Here is a 21,389-nt window from a genome sequence, read left to right as displayed (position 1 = left end):
AGGGAGGAACAGAAATGAATATTGCTTTTTTCTTATTACCTAAAGATGAGGTGAAATATTTAGATCCTGAGTCAACGGTCAGACAAGCACTAGAAAAGATGAAACATCATCGTTTTACGTCAGTCCCACTCGTTGACAATAAAGGGAAATACGCAGGAACGCTGACAGAAGGCGATATCTTGTGGGCGCTCGAAGCAAATCTCGAGCATGCCGATTACGACCACGTCTTGCAGACACGATTAACCGATATCAAACAACGTGTCCGTTATAAACCAGTTTCGATTACTGCGCAAATGGAAGAGATGATTGAAGTCATTACCGATCAAAATTTCGTACCTGTCATTGATGACGGAAGACATTTTATCGGGATTATCCGACGACGTGATATCATCGATTATTTTGCTAAAAAAGTAGCGCGTGAGAACGTCAGTTATTAAAAAAGAATAAAACTAGTAAAAAAAGCACTGATTTTCGCAGAAATGCGGGAAGAAGTGCTTTTTATTGACCCAAAACGACTTCAGGAAATGCTGTAAGGCGACGATATAGAAGCATAATGACAATTTAGGGAGGACGATGTGTTGCGACGTTTATCACCAGTCTTCATCGTAGAAGCTTTTCGAAGACGCTCCTACTATAAAACGTTCTCATGGATGATTGCGATCATCGGTCTGTTAGCATTGATCGTCGCTTGTCAACATTTGATGAAAACATTGGATGAAGGATATCGCTTTCAGGCATCGGGGAAAACAATTGCTGGAGTGACACCTTTTAATCATGCCGAACAAGAAGTGACACGCTATTATTTTTCATCTTTGGATGACGATGCCGATGTAACGCAAGCTTCAAAACAAGCTGATCAAGCATTGGAACAATTGACGGACCGTCTTCCGAATATGAAAGTGACCGGATCTACACGTGAAGAAGTCCTGGCAGAGATTAAGAAACTGCAACGACAAGGATATGAATCAAATCATCGCTTTTTTACGACGATGACGAACTTCAAGAGTGAAATCATCTTCAATCAGCTCGTATTGAGTAAAGAAACAGGGTCTTATTATAATGTCTTCTCCAATTTGATTCTCATGGAAGAACAGCTTGGGAAGTCGGCTGAGATTTTAAAGGATGCCCGACAAAAAGACGAACCTAGCTCAATTGATCGGCTACGCATTCAACAGATGCGGATTGATTTGCCTTTACGCCAGGATTCGCTCATCAAATCCCTGTATGACGTCATCCCACTTCAAAATGATGCGGGTCGTCAAGACATTGCAATCATGCGGGATCAGATGGATGCCTACACACAAACGCTTGACGATCTATTACGCGATGCAGAAGGAATGACTTATGCTGCTTTGGCAAGCCATGCCGAACAGTATGAATCCAGCATGTATCGTCTGTATGATCAAGAACTCAACCAAGTCGCTCAAGAAATGCAGGATCGAGGAAATCAAATCATTCGCAATGCCTGGCTCCTGTTTGGCGCAACAAGTGTCCTGATTCTTGGATTATTGATTTTGACCTTAGCGTTATTACGCGCGTTCCGCCAAGATCTCTCCTTGCTAAAAGGTGAGGCGAACACTTTCGCTGAAGACCGGAGACAATCTGATTATCACGTACCGGAGCGAAATGATTTTCAACCTGTCGTCCAAGCCTTTCGAACGATGACAGCTATCATTGCTGGATTATTAGACCATAGCGATGCAAAAACAAAAGAGATTAAGCAAAAGAAAGCAGAAATCGAATCGCTCTTTTCGCAAAATACAGATCCAATCCTTGCCTTATCATCTGACTATACGATATTAAACGGAAACGAACGTTTTCGACAATTGACGAAGGCAACAGCAGGATGGACGATTGAAGAATTGATTCATCCGGCTGATTTGAACCGGATGCGGCGAGCTTTGAGACGATCATTTGAAGGACATAGTCAAACGATTCGTTGTAAGATGCTTTTCAATGAAGAGATTTTGAATATGTTCGTCAACATCATCCACGTCGCGAATAAAGAAGACGATACAGGTGTTGCACTCTACTTATCTTGTCATGATGAAACGGATCAGTTCCGGCGGGAAGAACGGATTACACAACTTGCACTCTTTGATATGTTGACAGGGTTACTGAACCGGAATGGTTTCGAACAAAAGATGTCCGACGCGTTAAAGGCTCCTCAGCCGGGTGAACTCGTCACGATCAGTGTCCGACAATTCCGGCGGATCAATGACATCTACGGACACGGTGCAGGGGATCAGATTCTAAAAGATCTCGCAAACCGACTCAAGCATCATTTCATCGGAACAGGACAAGCGGCACGAATCGGTGGAGACGAATTCGCTGTGTTGGTCGCGCAGCAGGATATCGTTGATTACCAGCAATTGAAGCAGGTCATCGAACACGTTTATGAGATCAACGGAGAATACGTCAATGTCAGCATCAGTATGAGTATGGTCCGCTATCCGGACGATGCGGTAGCTGTGACCTCCTTGTTGTCCTCGGTCGATATCGCGATGCAACATGCGAAACAACAGACAGAAGGTGGCCCAGTCTGGTTCGAACCATGGATGAGTGCTGAATATCTGGAATCGGTCGTTCTCGAAGGGGAATTACGAGACGCGATTGAAAAAAATGAATTACAACTGTTCTATCAGCCACAGATTAATCTCGCGACCAATCAAGTCGATGGCTGTGAAGCTCTCTTACGCTGGTTCCATCCTGAACGGGGGATGATCAGTCCGGCAATCTTCATTCCGATTGCCGAACGATCGATGTTGATTGAAGAGATCGGCATGTGGGTCGTTGCCGAAACGGTTCGACAAGTCGAGGAGTGGAAGGAAACGGAACTCGGAGTACTTCGTGTCTCAGCGAACTTATCCGTAAAAGAACTCGTCTCTGGTCGGATCGTCGATTATCTGACTGATGTTCGAGAAATTCATCCGGGGATTGAACAACGGATGGAACTCGAGATTACGGAATCGTTCGGTGTCTTTTCAGACACGCGTGTGTTTGATGCCCTGCAGACATTGCACCAAATGGGGTATCGTCTTGCGATTGACGACTTTGGTACAGGTTATTCTTCCTTGTCTTACTTGAGTCGATTGCCAATCCAGCGATTGAAGATTGATCGTTCGTTCATCAGTGGTCCGGATGCGTGTTCGAATGCACCGCTCATTGAGACGATCATCAAGCTTGCGCATACGTTGAAATACGATGTCGTCGCTGAAGGAATCGAGGAAATTGAACAAGCAGATCATTTACGAGTGCTTGACTGTGAGTATGCGCAAGGGTTTTATTATTCAAGACCGATTCCAGCAGATGAGTTTCGAATTTGGTACGGGAAGTATCATGAAAAACTTTTATCTGAATGAAACTAGACCCGTCATGTTCTTGGCTACAGTGCTGACTTGAATAGTGAATCGATTTAAGAGAGTAATAGGAATGCAAAAGGTGAGTTCCCAGACGGGAAACTCACCTTTTGCATTCTATAAATGGATAACGTGAATGTTCATCCTTGACTCCTACAGGAAAAGAAAGCGTGATTGACGCTTTCGACAGGGTTAGGTAAGACCCGGCAAACCAAATGGAATGCGGAGTGTCGCGGCTTACCCCCGCCTGAGGAAAGCAAGGATGACAGAAACGTTCGTTGTAGGCATGAACTTTAGAGCGGTGATTAAACGCGGTCGAGCACGAGGTCATCTGCTTGTTCAAGATACGCTTTAACCGGTGCAACCGCTGCTTCGACAGTTCCAGGTGCAAACGGAGACTTCAATCCAGCGCGCTCAACGAGTGCGAGGAAGCTTTCTGATCCGCCAGCACGGCAAAGTTCGAGATATGACTTCCATGCCGCTTCCCGGTCTTGTTCCATCCATGCATAGAACTGGAAGGCACAGACTTGAGCGAGCGTATAATCGATATAGTAGAACGGACTGCCGAAGACGTGTCCTTGCTGATGCCACCATGCGCCCGAATCAAGGTAATCGTTCGTTTCATAGTCGCGATGCGGCAAGTATTTCTTCTCAATCGTCCGCCATGCATGACGACGTTCTGCTGGCGTCAGTTCAGGTTGGTTATAGATGACGTGTTGGAACTCATCAATCGCAACACCGTACGGGAGGAATGTGACGCTCCCTGCGAGGTGATTGAATTTGTATTTCGCTGTCTCTTCACCGAAGAACTCTTCCATCCATGGATAAGCGAAGAACTCCATTGACATCGAGTGGATTTCACACGCTTCATACGTCGGGAAAGCACTCTCTGGAGCAGTCAGGTGACGGCTCTCATAGACTTGGAACGCATGTCCGACTTCATGCGTCAAGACATCGATGTCGCCTGCTGTCCCGTTGAAGTTCGAGAAGATGAACGGGAGTTTTTCGTCTGCGATGTAGGTACAATAGCCACCACCGGCTTTACCAGGCTTCGCTGTTAAATCAAGTGCTTCCCGGTCGAGCATATAGTTAAAGAATTCGTTCGTCTCGGGTGACATCTCGGCGTACATCTTTTTACCGCCTTCGATGATGAATGACTCTTCTCCTTTAGGTGTCGCGTTACCAGATTTGAAGGCAAATCCTTCATCGTAGTAATACAGGTGATCGACACCGATGCGTCGTTGCTGCCGTTCTTTAAGCTGTGTTGCAAGTGGAACGATCGTTTCGCGGATCTGTTCCCGGTATTGCTCGACCATCGATTGATTATAGTCGACGCGAAGCATCCGTGCGTAACCGAGCTCGACGAATGACGGGAAACCGAGTGTCTTCGCGATCTCTGTCCGGATGCGGACGAGTTTATCGTAGATTGTATCAATCGCTTCACCATGCTCGTTTAAGTAACCGTAGCGTGCTTCTGAGGCCGCTTTACGGACGTCGCGGTCTGGTGATTGAAGGTACGGACCGAACTGCGATAAGTTGAGCGTTTTGCCATCGAACTCGATTTGAGCCGAAGACATCAGTTTCGTATATTCACTTGAGAGTCGGTTCTCTTCTTGAAGCTTCGGAATGATTTCTTCTGAGAACGTCTTCAAGCTTGCTTCAGCAATCAGGAATAACTGTTTGCCATGCGTCTGTTCGAGTTCACTACGGAGTGGGTGTGTCGTTAATGCTTGATAATAACTCGAGACATATCCTTGATAGATCGCGCTCGCTTCATCGAAGAATCCTTGCTCCGTTTCATAGAACGTATCGCGTGTATCGATCGTGTGACGGATCTCGACGAGTTGGCTAGCCGTTTCGAATTGGTTTCTGAGGGTATTAATCTCAGTGATGGCTGCGTTTGCTTCATCTACCTGTGTGGCTTCCGTTAATCGAGCGATTGCTTGATTCATGGACGTTTCAAGTAAGGCAAGATCAGGACGGACATATGTAATTTCTGAAAATGGTAACATGTAAGCGCCTCCTTTTGATTTCTAACTATTATCACACAAAAATACTTGCAAAACCAGAGGGACAAACGTATGCTTTTTGTGAGAACGTGAGCGAGCTGTCTAACAGCTTACTCCTATAAAAAATCGAAACTTCCACTTGGAAGAATAACGATCGAGAAAGTAGAGGGATAGTATCATGGGATTCTTAAAAAAATTGTTTGGTGGTAACGACGCAGGAAACGCGAAAATCGCTTCTGCACTTACAGGTAAAATCGTCAACATCGAGAACGTACCCGATCAAGTTTTCTCTCAAAAAATGATGGGCGACGGTGTCGCAATCGAACCAACAGAAGGTAAAGTCGTCTCGCCAATCAACGCGACGGTTGAAACAATCTTCCCAACAAAACACGCAATCGGTCTAAAAGGTGAAGACGGTCTTGAACTGTTGATCCACGTTGGTCTTGATACAGTCAACCTTAAAGGCGAAGGCTTCACAGCTCACGTCCAGTCAGGTGACAAAGTCAAAGCAGGAGATGTTCTCGTTGAGTTCGATCTTGACTACATCCGTGCGAACGCACCATCGACGATCACACCAATCATCGTGACGAACCACGATCAATTCACGCTTTCAGCTGTACCAGCTGAAGGAACTTCTGTTGTTGCAGGAGACACAGAGCTCTTCAAAGCAACACATAAATAAGATGCGACCAGCCTCTATCCCTTGCGGATGGAGGCTTTTTTGTTGTCTCCTCCCTTGCCTTACCGTTTTGTAAGAGAAGTGAAAGTAAAGTCCATTTTGAGAATCGAGCACTCGTACTAGACTGAGTGTAACGAATCAAACACAGGAGGCATTACAGATGAAAGCAATCTTACAAGCAGAACAGATCTCAAAAACCTATCAAACGAAAACAGCGCGCCATGAAGCGCTGCGCCCGACGACACTTAGTGTCCATGAAGGAGAGTTCGTCAGCATCATGGGACCGTCCGGTGCTGGGAAATCGACGTTACTCAACTTGTTGTCGACGATCGATCAGCCGACGGACGGATCGATTTTAATCAATGGGGCAGACGTGACAGCGATGAAGGAAAAACAATTGGCACGTTTTCGTCGGGAGCAACTCGGCTTTATCTTCCAGGATTTCAATTTACTCGATACGATGACGGTCCGGGAAAACATCGCCTTACCACTATCACTCGCGAACGTTGATAAAAAAACAATTCTTGAACGGGTGGAACGTGTCGCTCGCCAACTAGGGATCAATGACTTACTGGATAAACGCCCCGTCGAACTATCAGGTGGACAAAAACAACGGACGGCTGCTGCCCGCGCGATCATCCACGATCCGTCACTTATCTTAGCGGACGAACCGACCGGTGCGCTTGACTCGAAGTCAGCGACAGGGTTACTTGAGGCGATGCAGGCGCTCAATGATGAAGGCGCAACGATCTTAATGGTAACGCATGATCCGATGACAGCGTCATATGCGGAACGGATTTTGTTCGTCAAGGACGGGGAGCTATTCAAGGAAGTCCATCGCTTCGGTTCGCAGAAGGAGTTCTTCGAACAGATCATGGAAGTTCAGCGCGAACTCGGAGGTGCCGTCCGTGAGCTTGTCTAAACTAGCATTTCAAAATCTAAAGAACATTCGTCAAAACGTCATGTACCTCGGTGCAGTCACGTTCGCAATCCTGATTTACTATACGTTCCTTGCCATTCGATCCAATGAAGCAATGCTTCAGGCAAATGAAATGTACGGAAAACTAGGAACGGTCTTTACGGGAGCAAGCGTCATCCTCGCGCTCTTCTCTGCCATCTTCATCTGGTATTCGAGTGACTTCTTCTTACGTCGCCGCAAGAAAGAAATTGGACTCTATGCGTTGCTCGGTCTAGAACGAGGACAGATTGCACGCTTAATCTTCCTTGAGACGATGGGGTACGGTGCAATTGGTCTGATTCTCGGAATCGCGATCGGAACGGTGGCTTCGAAATATTTCGTTCAGTTGCTGGCTTCTGTCATGGTGATGCAAGTCGACGCGTCGTTTACGATTAGTTTTGCGTCCGTCGGTCAGACGATTGGTGTCTTCTTGTTGATTTTCTTGATCATCGCTTTGCGTTCGGCACGGATAATCTATCGTTTTACATTGATTGAACTGTTCAAGGCAGAACAACAAGCAGAATCACTACCGAAAGTGCACCCGATTCTTGCCGTGCTATCCGTCGGATTGATCGGCGTCGGATACTACTTGACGGGACAACCACTGATGGATCACTTCACGATCGTTGCCCCGCTCTTGATGCTTTGTGTCATCCTCGGAACGTTCGGAACAATGAGTTACTTCACGATTTTCTTATTACGCCTTTTAAGTAATCAAGCACGACATTTTAAAGGAACGAACTTAATTTTACACGGGCAACTCTTGTCACGGATCAAATCGAATGCCGTCATGCTGTCGACGATCACGGTCATTACCGCTGTGACATTGACGACAGTCGGTACAGCGACGTCGATCTATTACTTCATCGATCAGACCGTCGAAGAACAAATGCCATACAGTCTGTCGATTGCAAGTAAACAGGCAGAAGCAGAAAAACGGATTGCGAAGTCCGATCAAAAGATCGACAGCCGGACGATGGTCAACGTCAAGAACGTCGATCACAAGATGACCGAGCTTCCGAATCCGCTGACGTTCACACGTTATTATCAGACCTATGCTTACGAAGATCAGCCAGGGCAATTTAGTTACGTCAATTACTCGGATTACGTGAAGCTTGCAAAAGCCAATGGGAAATCGGTCATCGCAGAGCCAAAGCAAGGCGAAGCGATCGTCCTTGAGACATTCAAAGGAAATGATTTATTGAAGATGAAAGTCGAATCACCGATTGGTGTTGAAATCAAGGATGTTCATGCGTCCTTTCGCATCACCGCTGCGACGAATTTACCGATCGCTCAACTTTATGAGAAACAGCGGCTTGCCTTCGTCGTAAGCGATGATGCCTTTGCGAAGATGCCGGAAAAAGGCTTTACGCTGACGAATTATCAGTTCTCCGACGAACGTCATGATGATGGACTGATGAAACAGTTGACGCAACTTTATGGAAAACAAGCAGATACCGAGATGGCAGCATACTATCCTGTCTATGCGATGACGACAGCGACGACTGGATTACTCGCGTTCGCAGCGGGATTCCTTGGTCTTGTCTTCTTACTTGCAACTGGTTCGATCATCTACTTCAAGATGCTCGCAGAAGCCGAAGAATCAAAACAACGATTTGCGATCATCCAGAAAATCGGTGTCGATGAGAAGGAACAGACCGGTATCATCCGTCGTCTCGTTGGATTCGTCTTCTCTTTACCGTACGTCCTCGGACTCGTTCATAGTGTAGTTGCGATGCAAGTCTTGCAGAAACTGTTGAACTACAACATCGTCCGTCCGACGTTGCTTGCGATCATCTGTTATACGATCGTCTATCTCATCTATTACATCGTGACTGTTCGTGCTTATCGCCGTATCGTCACGTAACCAACTAGATACTTCACGGAACTGGAAACGGAATAATCGTTTCCAGTCCTTTTTGAGTTCGTTATGATAAAGGGAGAAGGAGTTGACATGAACGATGCATACGATTTTATTAGTCGAAGATGATATGAAGATTGCTGCATTATTGAAAGAACTACTCGAACGATATGATTTTAAAGTAGTCGTTGAAGATGGACGAGGGGACGTCGTTGCGACGTATGAGGAAGCGAATCCGGACGTCATTCTCCTAGACGTTAACTTACCGAAGTTTGACGGCTTCTATTGGTGCCGACAATTGCGGATGAAAACGCGGGCACCAATCTTGTTCATCTCGGCACGGGTCGGGGAGATGGATCAAGTGATGGCGCTCGAATATGGTGCGGATGACTACATCGTCAAACCGTTCCAAGGTGCCGTCGTCATTGCAAAGATCAAAAGTCAGATTCGCCGGGCATATGGCACCTTGTCGAACGAGACGGACGAGCGGACAGTGACGAAAGCGGGTGTCACGCTGTACTTGGATCGTTATATCGTCGAGTATGGGGAGCAGTCGATCGAGTTGTCGAAAAAAGAAGGGTTGATCCTTGAGATGTTGTTGACGGCAAGTCCGCGGATCGTCAGTCGAGGAGACTTACTCGAACGGATTTGGGATGATGAGGCATTCGTCGATGAGAATACATTGAACGTCAACATCACCCGCGTCCGTAAACGACTCGCCGAGATTGGTGTTGCAGGTCTTGAGACGGTGCGGGGTGTCGGCTATAAACTGGTTCTTGAGCCATGAAGCTCTTTTTACGGCACGCGATACCAGGCATCCTCTTCTTTACTGGACAGATGTTGATTTTATACGCCGTCTTATGGCTCTATGATCTGTACCGTCCGGCAGCCTTCTTTTATATCGTGCTCTTGAACAGTATCGGTCTTCTGATTTATCTCAGTTACCGTTTCTTCAGCATGCTTCCGCTGCTACGGCGGATGCAACAGCCGGTTCAGTCGGTTGCAGAACCGATTCGTAGTGATAGCGAAGAACCGATTTCCGTTGCGGTCGAACAATTTTTAGAGCGACAACAGACGCTGTTTCGAAACAGTTTGTTCGCTGAGCGCCGCAAGGAAAAGGAACGGCATCGCTACGTCGACCAATGGATTCACCAGATGAAGACGCCGTTATCCGTCATCGAGCTGATCCTTGAACACCCTGGGGAGCACTATCAAGCGGATTTACGACAAGAGGTCGATCGGTTGCGTAGTGGTCTTGATCAGATGCTTTATTCGTCACGTTTAGAAGCGATCGAGACGGACTTAAAGGCAGAACAATTGTCATTGAAGCCGCTCGTCACGAGCATCATCAATCAGGAAAAGCGATTGTTCGTTAAAAATCAGGTCTTTCCGAAACTCGATATCGCAGAGGATGTGTATGTCTACACGGATGCGAAGTGGTTCCGTTTCCTTGTCCTACAACTCGTGACGAATGCGATTAAATATACGACGGGACACGGACGAGAAGTCGTTCTGTCAGCAGAAGAGATTAAAGGGCAAGTCATTCTTTCCGTTCGAGATGACGGCGTCGGTATCCCGAAACGAGACGTTCCTCGCGTCTTTAATGCGTTCTTTACGGGTGAGAACGGACGACGATACGGGGAATCGACCGGGATGGGATTGTATTTCGTCCAGCAAGTCTGCTTGAAGCTTGGGCACGAGATCGAACTTGAGAGTGAGGAAGGTGTCGGCACGACATGCCGGATTCGATTAGTAGGAGGTCGCGCACATGATTGAGGTCAAACAATTGGGGAAGGTGTACCCCGGAAAGGTGACGGAGCAACCGTTGACGGATGTGAATTTTCGAGTCGAAGAAGGTGAGATGGTCGCGGTCATGGGACCATCGGGTAGTGGAAAGTCGACGCTGATCAACTTGCTTGCGACACTCGATGAGCCAAGCTGGGGATCCATTCTGATCGATGGCGTCGATACAGCGACATTCAAACGAAAAGAGATGACGCGTTTTCGGCGCGAGACGCTTGGCATCATCTTTCAGGAGTTTAATTTACTCGACTCCTTAACGCTCGGTGAAAACATGCTCGTTCCGTTGATGTTGTCTGGGAAAAAAGCCAAGCACGCACGCGAAGAAATGGAAGAGTTGGCACGCCGTCTACAAATTGAGGATCTGCTTGATAAACAAGTCGATGAAGTCAGTGGTGGACAACGGCAGCGGACTTCGATCGGTCGCGCCTTGATTCATACACCACGTCTGATGCTCGCCGATGAACCGACGGGAGCACTCGATTTCCAAGCGACGAAACACGTCATGGACGTCCTAGCTGAATTGAATGCGACGGGAATGACGATGGTCATCGTGACACACGATCCGCAAGTCGCGTCATACTGTAACCATGTCTTATTCCTAAAAGATGGTAGCATTCAAACGGAGTTGTTCCGCGATGAGCCACGACGTATCTTTTTCCAACGGGTCATTGAATCACTATCGCTGTTAGGAGGGGATGAGCATCAATTATCTGCAATACGCCCTACGTAATATCCGGCGTTATCAGCGATTGTATTACGGTTATGCCTTGACGATCATCATCGCGATGACGATTGTGACGAGTTACTGGAACTTGTTGACGAATGGATCGTTTCAAAACGTCGCTAAGGTTCTCAGTCAATTGAACCAAGTCATCGAGATGACGATTTTCTTCGTCTTCATCGCAGAGCTGATCATCCTCTTCTTCAGCGTCCTGTTCATCTACTCGACGACGTATACGATGCTTGAGCACCGTAAGAATGATCTACGGACGATGCGGACGCTTGGGAGTGGGTTGTCACACTTCTTGAAGTATTTTTTAATTGAAGTCTTAATCGTGGGTGGTCTCGCGATTACAGCGGGGATGGTTCTCGGGAATGTCTTGACGAAGATGCTGTTGCTATCCGTCGTCAAAGTTATGTTCTTACCATCCATCGAGTTCGAGTTGTCCTTTTATGCGATTCTCGCCTTGATTGGCGGCGCCTTCTTAGTATTATTGACGGCAACGGTCCTCGCGATTTACCGTTTTCGTCCCGATCGACCGACTCGTTTACGTTCGCCTTTTCGAAAACGAGTCTGGGTTCTGACGCAAATCGGAGCGTTACTACTATTGATCTATAGTTATGCTTTAGCATTTGTTCGGACGGAAGGATTTTATATATTTTTTCCACTCGTCATCTTTATCGGGTCGTTCTTCATCTGTCGGTATATCTTGCCATGGATGACGAAGTTGTATCGGCCGCGGCGACTGTCGCTTCGCAAGCTGATTGTCTCAGAAATCGCCAATCAACTTCGAACGAATAGTACATTGATTGCCCTCGGAACGATTTTGACGTCGTGTGCATTGACGGCAGTCGGACTCGTCTTCTTATTTCAATTAATCGGATTCGACTTGTCGTCACAAAACCAGTTCGGTTTAGTCTATTACGAGGAATCCGCGCAACAAACGAAACGATTAAAAGAAGTCAAACAGACGATGATGGAGGCGTTTCCGGAGCGTTATCAACAAGATGTTCGACTAAAATCAAAGGGCACACGTTATGTCTTACCGATCTCGTCTTATAACGGAATGATGCGTCACTTGAATCTCCCGGAGCGAACGGTGACCGGACGACAAAGTTTCTTCGTTCCAGCGCGTCCAGTCCAACTCGAGGAGAATACACCAACGATGAAAAAAGCGAAGCAAGCGATGGAGAAAGCCGATTTCGAGTTGCTTCCACCGTCTTCGCATGATTTAGTGTTTGGATACAATTATCAAATTGAAACACTATTTGTCGTCAGTGACGAAGTCTTTCAAACACTCAAGCAACCCGTTCGCCAAATCGTCGTCTTCGATACACCATCCTATCAGGATTACGGTACCGAGGACTGGAAACAGTGGATGAAAATCGTCCGGAACATTCAGTCGACGGCAAAACTCGACGAGAAACAATCGGTTCCGTATCAACTGATCAACGAGACGGAAGATGAAATCGATGGGATTCGAATCGTTCGGCTCGTCACGTTCGTCGTCATTCTCTTAACGGTCTGGTTGTTCGTCATCAACGCGAGCTTTTTGCATGTATGGATGCAGATGACGGCGGAACAGGAACAAAAGCGGATGAAGACATTGTTTGCACTTGGGTTTGGTTCGGGCAATATCCGTCGCTACTTGTTAATGAAGTATGGCGCTGTCTTGCTCATCCCGTATCTGATTTCCGTCTTTCATGCCTTCTTATTGTTTCAAGTCGTCGTGACGCAAGCCGGATTACAGGTCGGATCATTTCTAAACTTAGCACTGTTTTGGATCAGTATCGTTACGATCGGCTATTTCCTGAGCGTCTTACCGATTTGGTTACGCTACCCGCGTCATCTGTTTCGGAAATCATCCGAAAGTTCGATGTATCCAACACCAGATTCAAGGGTATGATGATACCATAGGAACAAGGGAGGGAAACGTATGCTAGACCATTCACCATATCGGGGTTACGGTGACCGGATTCGTATTTTACGAGAGCGTGCCGGGATTACGATCGAACAGTTAGCTGAACGACTCGGTGTCGCGCCGTATTTCATTCGACGGACGGAGCTCAGCGAAGTCTATCCAACGAAACCCTATATCGAAGCATTGGCGGACGTCTTAAATATCGATCCAAGTTATTTGGCACGGCATATCTGGACAGGGGAGTCGTTGAAGTTCATCATGCAACAGAACACACCGCTTGAAGAGATGAAGCTTGCTTATGAGCAGACGCTCGGACAAGACGGAACGTGGGTCGAGGAGCAGCTCGAGGAGCGGATGCGCCTGTTTGATTTGATGTATGACGAAGACGTCAAACGAATCGAGCAGACGATGAGTGCGACAGAGCAACGAATCTTCCATGAGCTTGTCGAAGCTGTGATGGAAGCAGGGGAATTACAACGCGATCAAGCAGAAGAGACGTATGAATTGTTTGAGGATAAATTGCCATCGATGATGCAACTCGACGAGTACTTGGACCGGATGACGAACGGTGTATCGTTACCGGCTTCTACCTACTATGCGGATTATAGTGATCGCAAAAGTCGATCGCGTTACCATCGCAAATAAAAAAAGTCGCTGTCTTCTGATTGATGTTCAGAAGACAGCGACTTTTTATTAACGTTGTGGCATCGGACGTGGACGACGCGTCTTTTGACGGATCCGACCGATGATGAAACCGATGATCGCATTTGCAATGACGAGTACCCAACCGACATAGCCGAAATTGAGAGTTAAGCTACCGAGCATCGCTTGCCATTTGAAAATCATCATCACATCACCACGCAAGACGAATCGCGCGATACAGACGAGTAAGACAGTCAGTCCGGCGATGAAGACACCAACCCAGCTCCCATACAGACGGGAAGAGTGGCGGCGTACCGCAACGAAGGACCAGCAAAAGAGGCTAGAGATGAACGCCATGCCTCCATAGGCAAGGACGAGCTCCCATGTCGCACTCGCTTGCGGGAATTTCGTGAACATGACAAGTGACGAGACCATGGCAGCAGCTGTGAAAAGGATCGCTGCCCAAAAACGAGACCGCATAACGTAGTTCCTCCTAAAGGCTTTTTCTCACCTAACGATAGCGGAAACGATTCGTCTTGTAAACTGTTACCGGCGACCGCTTAAGATTCGACGGAGTTGTTTGAGTGGGTTTGATCCGTAGAATAGAACGCCACCCCGATAGAATTTTGTTCCGACGAACAAGGCAAGCGAGATACTGATTAGCATCAAGATGAGCGAAATCGCGACTTGCCAAAATGGAACATCGGTCAACATGACGCGCAAGAACATGACCATCGGTGTAAAGAACGGAACGAACGACAAGACGACAACGGCTTGGTTCGTTGGAGCATTTAGACTAAACATCGAGATCATGAAGGCAGCGACAATCAACAAGATGACCGGTAACGTGACTTGTTGTGCATCCTCGACGCGACTGACGAGCGAACCGAGTGCTGCGAGTAACGTGGCATATAGGAAATATCCGAGTAAGAAGAAGACGAATAGATAAATGATCGTCCGGGCACTCAAGGAATCGAGTGATAACTGATCAAATAAACTGCTACTCTGGGCACTGTAGTAGCCGACGCCAACGAGAATCGATAACTGCACGAGACTGACCGTTGCGATCGAGAGAATCTTCGCGAGCATATGTTGGATCGGACTTGCTGCTGAAATCAACAACTCCATGACACGGGATGATTTTTCGTTCGCGATTTCCGTGACGATCATCCCGCCGTAAATGGCAATCGTGAAATACATCAAGAACAGCAATACATAGACAAGGGCAGAGGCAGCAAAGAGTTCATCCTCGCTTTTACCACCTGTCGATGTCAATTCTTGTTTGACGGGAACGGGTTCAGCGAGCGAAGCAAGAACGTTCGGATCGATTTCAGCGTCCGTGATGACGGCTTGATCACGGACTTCTTTGACGACCGTTGCGACCTGTGTTTGTAATTCAGATTCAGGACTAGCACTGACGAGTGTTACGTCATACGAATCCTGAACGATCGCCACGGCATCAAATGTGCCTCGATCGACTGCTTTTCGGGCTTCAGCGACCGTATAATCCTTCGTTGTGATATCTGAAGTGACACCAGCCTTCTTCAAGGAAGGACGAAGGTCCGTCGATAATTCACTGACGAGGGCAACTTTCGGATCGTCACCCGAGAACCAGTCGAGAATCCGTTCGATATTGCCGAAGCCGACGAGGAACAGGACCATCAGGACCGTCGAAATCAAAAAGCTTTTAGCGCGCAATTTTTGGAGTAGATTGAAGCGATATAAAGTCAGGAATTTACGGTTCATAACGTTTTCCGACCTCCTCGATGAAGATATCCTGCAGCGATAGTTGATCCCAGACGAACCGATCGACATGGTGTCCTTGGCTGACGATATGTTGGAGAAGTTGATCAGCCACCTCTTTGGAAGAGACTTGGACGATATGACCGTTGTTGTCCGACTCGATTTGGAGGACACCCGGCAAGCTATCCCAGAGGAGCGGTGGGGCATCTGTCGTCAAGAGAACGCGTGTTTTTCCGTAGCCTGCCTTGATGTCAGGAAGATAGCCGGCAACGACGGGTTTTCCATGATCGAGAATCGCGACGTGTTCACAGAGTTCTTCGACGTGATCCATTCGGTGACTTGAGAAGACGATCGTCGTTCCATCGACGGTCAACTTTTTGACAGCACGTTTTAATTGTTCCGCGTTGACTGGATCAAGTCCGCTGAACGGTTCATCTAAAATCAGGAGTTCTGGTTTATGTAGGACGGCAGAAATCAACTGGATTTTTTGTTGATTTCCTTTTGAGAGTTGTTCGACGCGCATTTTTTCATACTGTGGAATTTGGAAATACTCGAGCCATTCCGTTAATGCTTGTTTCGCATCTTTCCGTTTCATATCACGGAGTTCTGCGAGGAATAGCAATTGTTCGTCAACGCGGACTTTTGGATAGAGACCTCGTTCTTCCGGAAGGTATCCGATTTTTGAAGTCGGAATGCGCTCTCCGTTCCAGGTGATCGAACCTTCAGTCGGTTGCAGTAGACCGAGCAGCATTCGGAACGTCGTTGTCTTCCCGGCACCGTTCGCACCAAGCAAACCAAAGATTTGCCCGCGTGGCACCTCGATCGTCAGAGCATCTACGGCTGTAAAATCGCCGAAACGCTTCGTGATTTGTTTGATTTCTAACATATGAACCTCCTATAAAGACGTCTGTTGCACGACAAGTGTAACATTGTTACCTAGTGTCCTACGCTCTAAATTGGGTAAAGGTTCCAGAAAAGAACGATGAAAGGCTTATTGGTTTACTTTTTGTACATTAGTTACTATTATTGTGTTAACAAGACGATCTTAAAGGAGGAACGCGTCAGATGAAAACACAAGGCATCCATCATATCTCCGCGATGGTCGGAGATCCACAAGAAAATCTCGATTTTTACGGAACGGTCCTCGGGCTCCGATTCGTCAAAAAAACGGTCAACTTCGATGATCCTGGAACGTACCACTTCTACTTCGGGAATGAGTCGGGAGCGCCAGGAACGATTATTACCTTCTTTCCATTTGAAGGCATGCCGAAAGGGCAAGTCGGTGCCGGACAAGTCGGGACGACAGCTTATGCGATTCCGATCGGTACAGCGGATTTTTGGAAAGCGCGACTGACAGAAAAAAACGTCTCGTTTGAAGAGACGGTTCGGTTTGGAGAGCAACAGATTGCCTTTGAAGATCCACACGGTCTTCAAATTGAACTCGTCGAACGCAAGGGATCGAACAGCCGCTACGAAATCGACGGCATCACGCGAGACGTCGCGATTAAAGGATTTGCTGGAGCGACATTGCTGTCACGAGATCCGTCGGATACAGCGAAGTTACTGACAGACACATTCGGACTGACACTTAGTAAACGGACGGAAACAGTCGATCGTTACATTGCAGAAGGGGAGTTCGGAAATGTCATCGACGTCGTCCACGGTCATATTCCAGCTGGGCGTCCGGGGACCGGAACGGTTCACCACATCGCGTGGCGAGCGACCGATCAACGCGAGCAACTGGACTGGATGAAAGAGATCAACGCATTTGGTTTGATGACGACTGAAGTGAAGGATCGCAATTACTTCACGTCGATTTATTTCCATGATCGCGGACGGATCCTTCATGAGATTGCGACCGACAATCCAGGGTTTGCGATTGATGAGAACTTTGAGTCACTCGGAGAAGACTTGAAGTTACCGGAACAATTTGAAGCACATCGCACGGCGATTGCGAATCATGTAACACCTATTACTGTACCGAAGGGGAGACTCGTATGATTCATTTATATCAAGCACCAAAAACAGCAGATGCACCGATCTTTTTACTATTACACGGAACAGGCGGGACGGAACAAGATCTTGTTGGACTCGTCTCTTTGTTAAATCCAGAAGCGGGTTACTTGTCCGTCCGTGGGGAAGTCTCGGAAAACGGAATGCCACGGTTCTTCAAACGACTCGCTGAAGGTGTTTTCGATGAAGAAGACCTCGCTTTACGAACAGCACGATTGATTCAATTTTTACGCGAGCAGGCAGTAGAACGTGATTTTGCCATCGATCGTCTGATTCCGGTCGGCTATTCGAACGGAGCGAACATTGCAGCGAATATGATGTTTGAAGAAGCACTATTTCAACAAGCAATTCTACTTCATCCGATGGTACCGCGTCGCGGAGTGACGTTACCTGACTTATCGAACGTCCGTGTCTTCATCGGAGCCGGCAGCAATGATCCGATTTGTCCGGCTCAGGAAACGGAAGAGTTGTCAGCACTCTTGACGGAGGCCGGTGCAACGGTCGACGTCACGTGGTCGAATTACGGTCACCAACTTGTCATGCCAACGATCGAAGCAGCAACGGATTGGTTAACACACTAAAAAAGGGCTGTCCCATCTGCTTCTCTTATAGAAGGCGATGGGGCAGTCCTCTTTTCGTTTCAAGCAGGGTGATCACTTTTTGGTCGAGAATAGACAATCAGTACACCGTGCTCAATAAGCTGGAGGGCAAGTGTCTGTTTCACTTCCTCTGATGCTTTCGTCTTGGCAAGTTGCCGGTAAAGCAGACGTAGTTCACGACGCATCGTCTTACGAATCAGCCACATGCTATCAATCGTCGTACACCAACTGGTAACGGTCTCGTGTCCGATGTAATATTGCGTCTGACGTTCAAGATAACGAATCCACCACTCGTCACGCGCCATTTTCAGTACGACACCCGTAAGCCCAAGTACAAGGATGGCGAGCGGAATGCTTTCGTACAAAGGAAGACGCCCAAGAACGGTACCAACATTCGTGACGAGGGCAAGCATCGCCCATCCTATGCATCCGATGACAAGCCAATATCCAAAGTTGAGAGTACTTCGATGTCGTAACGTTACTTTTGGCGTAAGCAATGAAGTGGCCATCAGAAACACCTCCTTGTTAAATAATCGAATTTTCTGACAATTTGTAGTTGTCCTTCTACTATAGTTAACTTTTCCCGAATCGTCTAGTCATTAGACATGGAAAATGTGTTTCTTTCTTGACGAAATTCGTGTACGCTAAGTGTAGAAGTGAGCGGTTACATAAAGGGGGATATCACGTCATGATGGATCAAGTTGTCTGGATTGCTGTCGGAATCGTTGCCGTTGCTGTTTTCTCAGCATCGAGCGTCGCAGCCTACATGGGTGTCAAAAACCAAGAAGATTAAGTATTCGAAAGCGGCTCATCCCGGAAATCTGGATGAGCCGCTTTTTTTGATTTAGTTATTTGCTGTCAAATCAGTTTTGAGTGCGTATGGCTTCAGTGCATCGCTCCAGCGGAGATAACCGCCACCAACGAGATGGAGTCCATCGTACGTCATCCGATTTTGCAGGTATCCTTGTTTGTTCGTCAAGGCTGGTCGCAAGTCGACGAATGGTACTTCAAGCGACTGCGCTAGATTTTGTAAATTCCGATTCAATGCTTCGACATCCCGGTTGATTCGGACGGAGTCGGAATATTTAGGAGCTACAGGAACGGTTGACTGGATAACGACGTCGATGTTATTTTTTCGAAGTGTCGTCACGATCGTCGTCATGTTCTCGGTAATTTGTGGAATGGGTGTATAGTGACGGATATCATTGATACCACCCATCAAGAAGACGCGTTTTGGTTTCATCTCGATGATCAAGTCGAGACGCGTCAGGAATCCTTCTGTCGTATCGCCGGGAATCCCGAAGTTAATGATCGTCGGATCTTCCATCAAGATGCGCCAATCGGCAAAATTCGTCATCGAGTCACCTAACATGACAGCGTTCGCGGATTTTGGGTATTGATAAGTATGGAATAGACTATTCAGACGGACATAGTTCGGATTCTTATCGTATTGGAAGGTCGTGACTGGAGTCGTACTCGTTGCAGGTAAGACGCTTTCGAATAGTTCGAGCGGTTTACGTCCCAGTAACAATGCAAGGAGAACGACGTTCAAGACGACAGATAGAATCAGGAGTGTCTTTTTCATAAACATTCGTTCCTTTCGAGGGAGTATAAGGGGTAGTGTAACATGAATCGGAATCCGTGGTTTGATAATATCAAAGGTTTTCTTGTCATTTTCGTCGTCATCGGTCACATGCTGACGGATTTACGGTTTGATTATGACGGAAAGTTACTCGAAACGGTTTATCTATTGATTTACTCGTTTCATATGCCATTATTCATTATTTTAAGCGGTTATTTCTTCCGCGAAAACAAATATTTGCGTGTCATTCAACTATTTGCCGTCTACTGTGTCTGGCAAATTCTGATCGGTTCCTGGGCGACGCTCGGCGAGGGACTACCGCTCCTGTCCGGTGAAAATATCGGGACACATCTACTGCGCCCGTACTGGGCACTTTGGTATCTGTTCGTCATGGTCGTCTGGTACATCGTGACACCATATGTCGTTCATTTACGCGGGTATGTCTGGTTCGGTCTTGCGTTTGCCTTACTGTACGGATTCGAACTCGAGAACACGGGCTTCTTAGCACTCCGTAAATTAATCATGTTCTATCCTTATTTCTTACTTGGGAATTATTTATCGGAGCATCAGTTCATTCGGATTTTCGAAATGCCGAAGAACTTCAAGCGTCGGATGAACGTCCGCTTGATTGGCGGAATCACGTTCGCAGCTGTCATGGCGTTCCTATTGTTTGAATCATGGCGTGATACACCGCAAGAAATCGTTGATTTCGCAAATGCCTTCAAGCATCGTTTCCCGTACGTCGAACAATATGATAGTGACGCGTGGATTGGTGTCCTTAAGCATAGCGTCATCTATCTTCTGTCGATCGCGGCTTCACTCGGCTTCATGATGTTGGTGCCGATGCGTCGCCTACCGCTCATCACACGCGCTGGAGAACTCAGCCTCTACGTCTACTTGCTCCACGTCTTCTTCGTCATGGCGTGGCGTCAATACGTGACGGATGCCTTCGTACCACAAGCATGGCTTGCCTTACTGATCATGATCGGCGCGGCTTTACTGATCGTTGGTATCATCATACACCCGCTCGTCGTCCGTGTCCTCCGTCCTTTGATTGAGATCGACATTCGCCCGATCGTCGAGAAACGGGAAGACCTTTCAAAATAAGACGGAATGCATTACACTTTAAGATAGATGGATTACTAGACGAAGGGCGTGGAAGGTATGTCATATAATTTAAATAACGCAGATGGTGTCGTGAACGTCTCGCAACAAGTCATCGAGGTCATCGCAGGCGTTGCTGTTCAAGAAACGGAAGGCATCGCGTTTACAGCAGATGATTCGAAACTGCAGGAAAAACAGATGGTCAAACTTGTGAAAGTCGAAGATGTCGGCGGCGATATCACAGTTAGCTTGTCCGTCCATATCAAATACGGCATGTCGATCATCAAGACAGCTGGAAAAGTCCAAGAACGGATCGCGCAAGACATGGAAAACATGCTCGCGTTCCAACCAAAAGCAATCAACGTCCGTGTCATCGGACTCTTAAAAGGATAAGG

At 47.2% G+C, this 21,389-nt stretch carries 20 protein-coding genes; 14 read left to right on the top strand and 6 right to left on the bottom strand.

What is annotated here, in order from left to right; genetic code table 11:
• The first annotated feature begins 14 nt into the window (after nt 1–14).
• Together K6T22_RS13795 and K6T22_RS13790 are read left to right on the top strand one after the other, a co-directional pair.
• Entirely contained in the window at nt 15–437 is a 423-nt protein-coding gene (locus tag K6T22_RS13795) for a CBS domain-containing protein (protein ID WP_029342568.1), read from the top strand.
• Nucleotides 438–575: 138 nt separating this feature from the next.
• Nucleotides 576–3,362 carry a putative bifunctional diguanylate cyclase/phosphodiesterase gene (locus K6T22_RS13790; protein WP_238237821.1) on the top strand — a complete coding sequence of 929 codons (2,787 nt, stop codon included), beginning with the start codon at nt 576–578 and terminating at the stop codon, nt 3,360–3,362.
• Between the two features lie 302 nt (nt 3,363–3,664).
• Here K6T22_RS13790 and K6T22_RS13785 read toward each other — a convergent pair whose 3' ends face one another.
• Complete coding sequence (locus K6T22_RS13785; RefSeq protein ID WP_238237820.1) at nt 3,665–5,371, bottom strand: M3 family oligoendopeptidase; 1,707 nt, start codon at nt 5,369–5,371, stop codon at nt 3,665–3,667.
• Between the two features lie 175 nt (nt 5,372–5,546).
• On the opposite strand from K6T22_RS13785, the gene K6T22_RS13780 reads away from it, so the two are divergent.
• From K6T22_RS13780 to K6T22_RS13745, 8 genes are all read left to right on the top strand, one after another.
• Nucleotides 5,547–6,050 (top strand): PTS sugar transporter subunit IIA, encoded by a 504-nt coding sequence (locus K6T22_RS13780; protein WP_035396161.1) that lies wholly within the window; start codon nt 5,547–5,549, stop codon nt 6,048–6,050.
• Between the two features lie 157 nt (nt 6,051–6,207).
• Nucleotides 6,208–6,969 carry an ABC transporter ATP-binding protein gene (locus tag K6T22_RS13775; RefSeq protein WP_238237818.1) on the top strand — a complete coding sequence of 254 codons (762 nt, stop codon included), beginning with the start codon at nt 6,208–6,210 and terminating at the stop codon, nt 6,967–6,969.
• Entirely contained in the window at nt 6,956–8,872 is a 1,917-nt protein-coding gene (locus tag K6T22_RS13770) for an ABC transporter permease (protein WP_238237817.1), read from the top strand. The genes K6T22_RS13775 and K6T22_RS13770 overlap by 14 nt, the downstream gene beginning before the upstream one ends.
• A gap of 94 nt (nt 8,873–8,966) precedes the next feature.
• Complete coding sequence (locus K6T22_RS13765; protein WP_238237816.1) at nt 8,967–9,653, top strand: response regulator transcription factor; 687 nt, start codon at nt 8,967–8,969, stop codon at nt 9,651–9,653.
• On the top strand, nt 9,650–10,642 hold the full coding sequence (locus K6T22_RS13760; RefSeq protein WP_238237815.1) for a sensor histidine kinase: 993 nt from the start codon (nt 9,650–9,652) through the stop codon (nt 10,640–10,642). The genes K6T22_RS13765 and K6T22_RS13760 overlap by 4 nt, the downstream gene beginning before the upstream one ends.
• Nucleotides 10,635–11,399, top strand: coding sequence for an ABC transporter ATP-binding protein (locus K6T22_RS13755; RefSeq protein WP_238237814.1), 765 nt, complete (start codon nt 10,635–10,637; stop codon nt 11,397–11,399). Before K6T22_RS13760 ends, K6T22_RS13755 begins: the two co-directional genes overlap by 8 nt.
• Nucleotides 11,365–13,296, top strand: a complete 1,932-nt coding sequence (locus K6T22_RS13750; protein ID WP_238237813.1) for an ABC transporter permease — start codon at nt 11,365–11,367, stop codon at nt 13,294–13,296. Before K6T22_RS13755 ends, K6T22_RS13750 begins: the two co-directional genes overlap by 35 nt.
• A 30-nt stretch (nt 13,297–13,326) precedes the next feature.
• Nucleotides 13,327–13,956 (top strand): helix-turn-helix domain-containing protein, encoded by a 630-nt coding sequence (locus K6T22_RS13745; RefSeq protein ID WP_238237812.1) that lies wholly within the window; start codon nt 13,327–13,329, stop codon nt 13,954–13,956.
• Nucleotides 13,957–14,004: 48 nt separating this feature from the next.
• Here the strand turns inward: K6T22_RS13745 and K6T22_RS13740 are convergent, their stop codons facing one another.
• The 3 genes from K6T22_RS13740 to K6T22_RS13730 all read right to left on the bottom strand — a co-directional run bounded on the left by K6T22_RS13740 (nt 14,005) and on the right by K6T22_RS13730 (nt 16,582).
• Nucleotides 14,005–14,433 carry a hypothetical protein gene (locus K6T22_RS13740; RefSeq protein WP_149427807.1) on the bottom strand — a complete coding sequence of 143 codons (429 nt, stop codon included), beginning with the start codon at nt 14,431–14,433 and terminating at the stop codon, nt 14,005–14,007.
• Between the two features lie 66 nt (nt 14,434–14,499).
• Complete coding sequence (locus tag K6T22_RS13735; protein ID WP_238237811.1) at nt 14,500–15,699, bottom strand: ABC transporter permease; 1,200 nt, start codon at nt 15,697–15,699, stop codon at nt 14,500–14,502.
• The gene (locus tag K6T22_RS13730) at nt 15,689–16,582 is read right to left on the bottom strand and encodes an ABC transporter ATP-binding protein (RefSeq protein WP_238237810.1); all 894 of its coding nucleotides are present in this window, start codon (nt 16,580–16,582) and stop codon (nt 15,689–15,691) included. Before K6T22_RS13730 ends, K6T22_RS13735 begins: the two co-directional genes overlap by 11 nt.
• Before the next feature lie 179 nt (nt 16,583–16,761).
• On the opposite strand from K6T22_RS13730, the gene K6T22_RS13725 reads away from it, so the two are divergent.
• Together K6T22_RS13725 and K6T22_RS13720 are read left to right on the top strand one after the other, a co-directional pair.
• Nucleotides 16,762–17,697 carry a VOC family protein gene (locus K6T22_RS13725; RefSeq protein WP_238237808.1) on the top strand — a complete coding sequence of 312 codons (936 nt, stop codon included), beginning with the start codon at nt 16,762–16,764 and terminating at the stop codon, nt 17,695–17,697.
• The gene (locus K6T22_RS13720; RefSeq protein WP_238237807.1) at nt 17,694–18,290 is read left to right on the top strand and encodes an alpha/beta hydrolase; all 597 of its coding nucleotides are present in this window, start codon (nt 17,694–17,696) and stop codon (nt 18,288–18,290) included. The genes K6T22_RS13725 and K6T22_RS13720 overlap by 4 nt, the downstream gene beginning before the upstream one ends.
• Before the next feature lie 59 nt (nt 18,291–18,349).
• Here K6T22_RS13720 and K6T22_RS13715 read toward each other — a convergent pair whose 3' ends face one another.
• Together K6T22_RS13715 and K6T22_RS13710 are read right to left on the bottom strand one after the other, a co-directional pair.
• Nucleotides 18,350–18,817, bottom strand: coding sequence for a hypothetical protein (locus K6T22_RS13715; RefSeq protein WP_238237805.1), 468 nt, complete (start codon nt 18,815–18,817; stop codon nt 18,350–18,352).
• Between the two features lie 335 nt (nt 18,818–19,152).
• Nucleotides 19,153–19,893: an SGNH/GDSL hydrolase family protein gene (locus K6T22_RS13710; RefSeq protein ID WP_238237803.1), complete on the bottom strand. Its 741-nt coding sequence runs from the start codon at nt 19,891–19,893 to the stop codon at nt 19,153–19,155.
• A 42-nt stretch (nt 19,894–19,935) separates the two neighbouring features.
• Here K6T22_RS13710 and K6T22_RS13705 point away from each other — a divergent pair, with 42 nt between their 5' ends.
• A complete protein-coding gene (locus tag K6T22_RS13705; protein ID WP_238237802.1) occupies nt 19,936–20,997 on the top strand; it encodes an acyltransferase family protein in 1,062 nt (353 codons plus the stop codon).
• A gap of 57 nt (nt 20,998–21,054) precedes the next feature.
• On the top strand, nt 21,055–21,387 hold the full coding sequence (locus K6T22_RS13700) for an Asp23/Gls24 family envelope stress response protein (protein ID WP_029342549.1): 333 nt from the start codon (nt 21,055–21,057) through the stop codon (nt 21,385–21,387).
• The last annotated feature ends 2 nt before the right edge of the window (nt 21,388–21,389 follow it).

It is taken from the genome of Exiguobacterium acetylicum (genome assembly GCF_022170825.1).
In the GTDB taxonomy this organism is placed as follows: Bacteria; Bacillota; Bacilli; order Exiguobacteriales; family Exiguobacteriaceae; genus Exiguobacterium_A; species Exiguobacterium_A acetylicum_B.
This window is presented reverse-complemented; position numbering and strand designations above follow the sequence as displayed.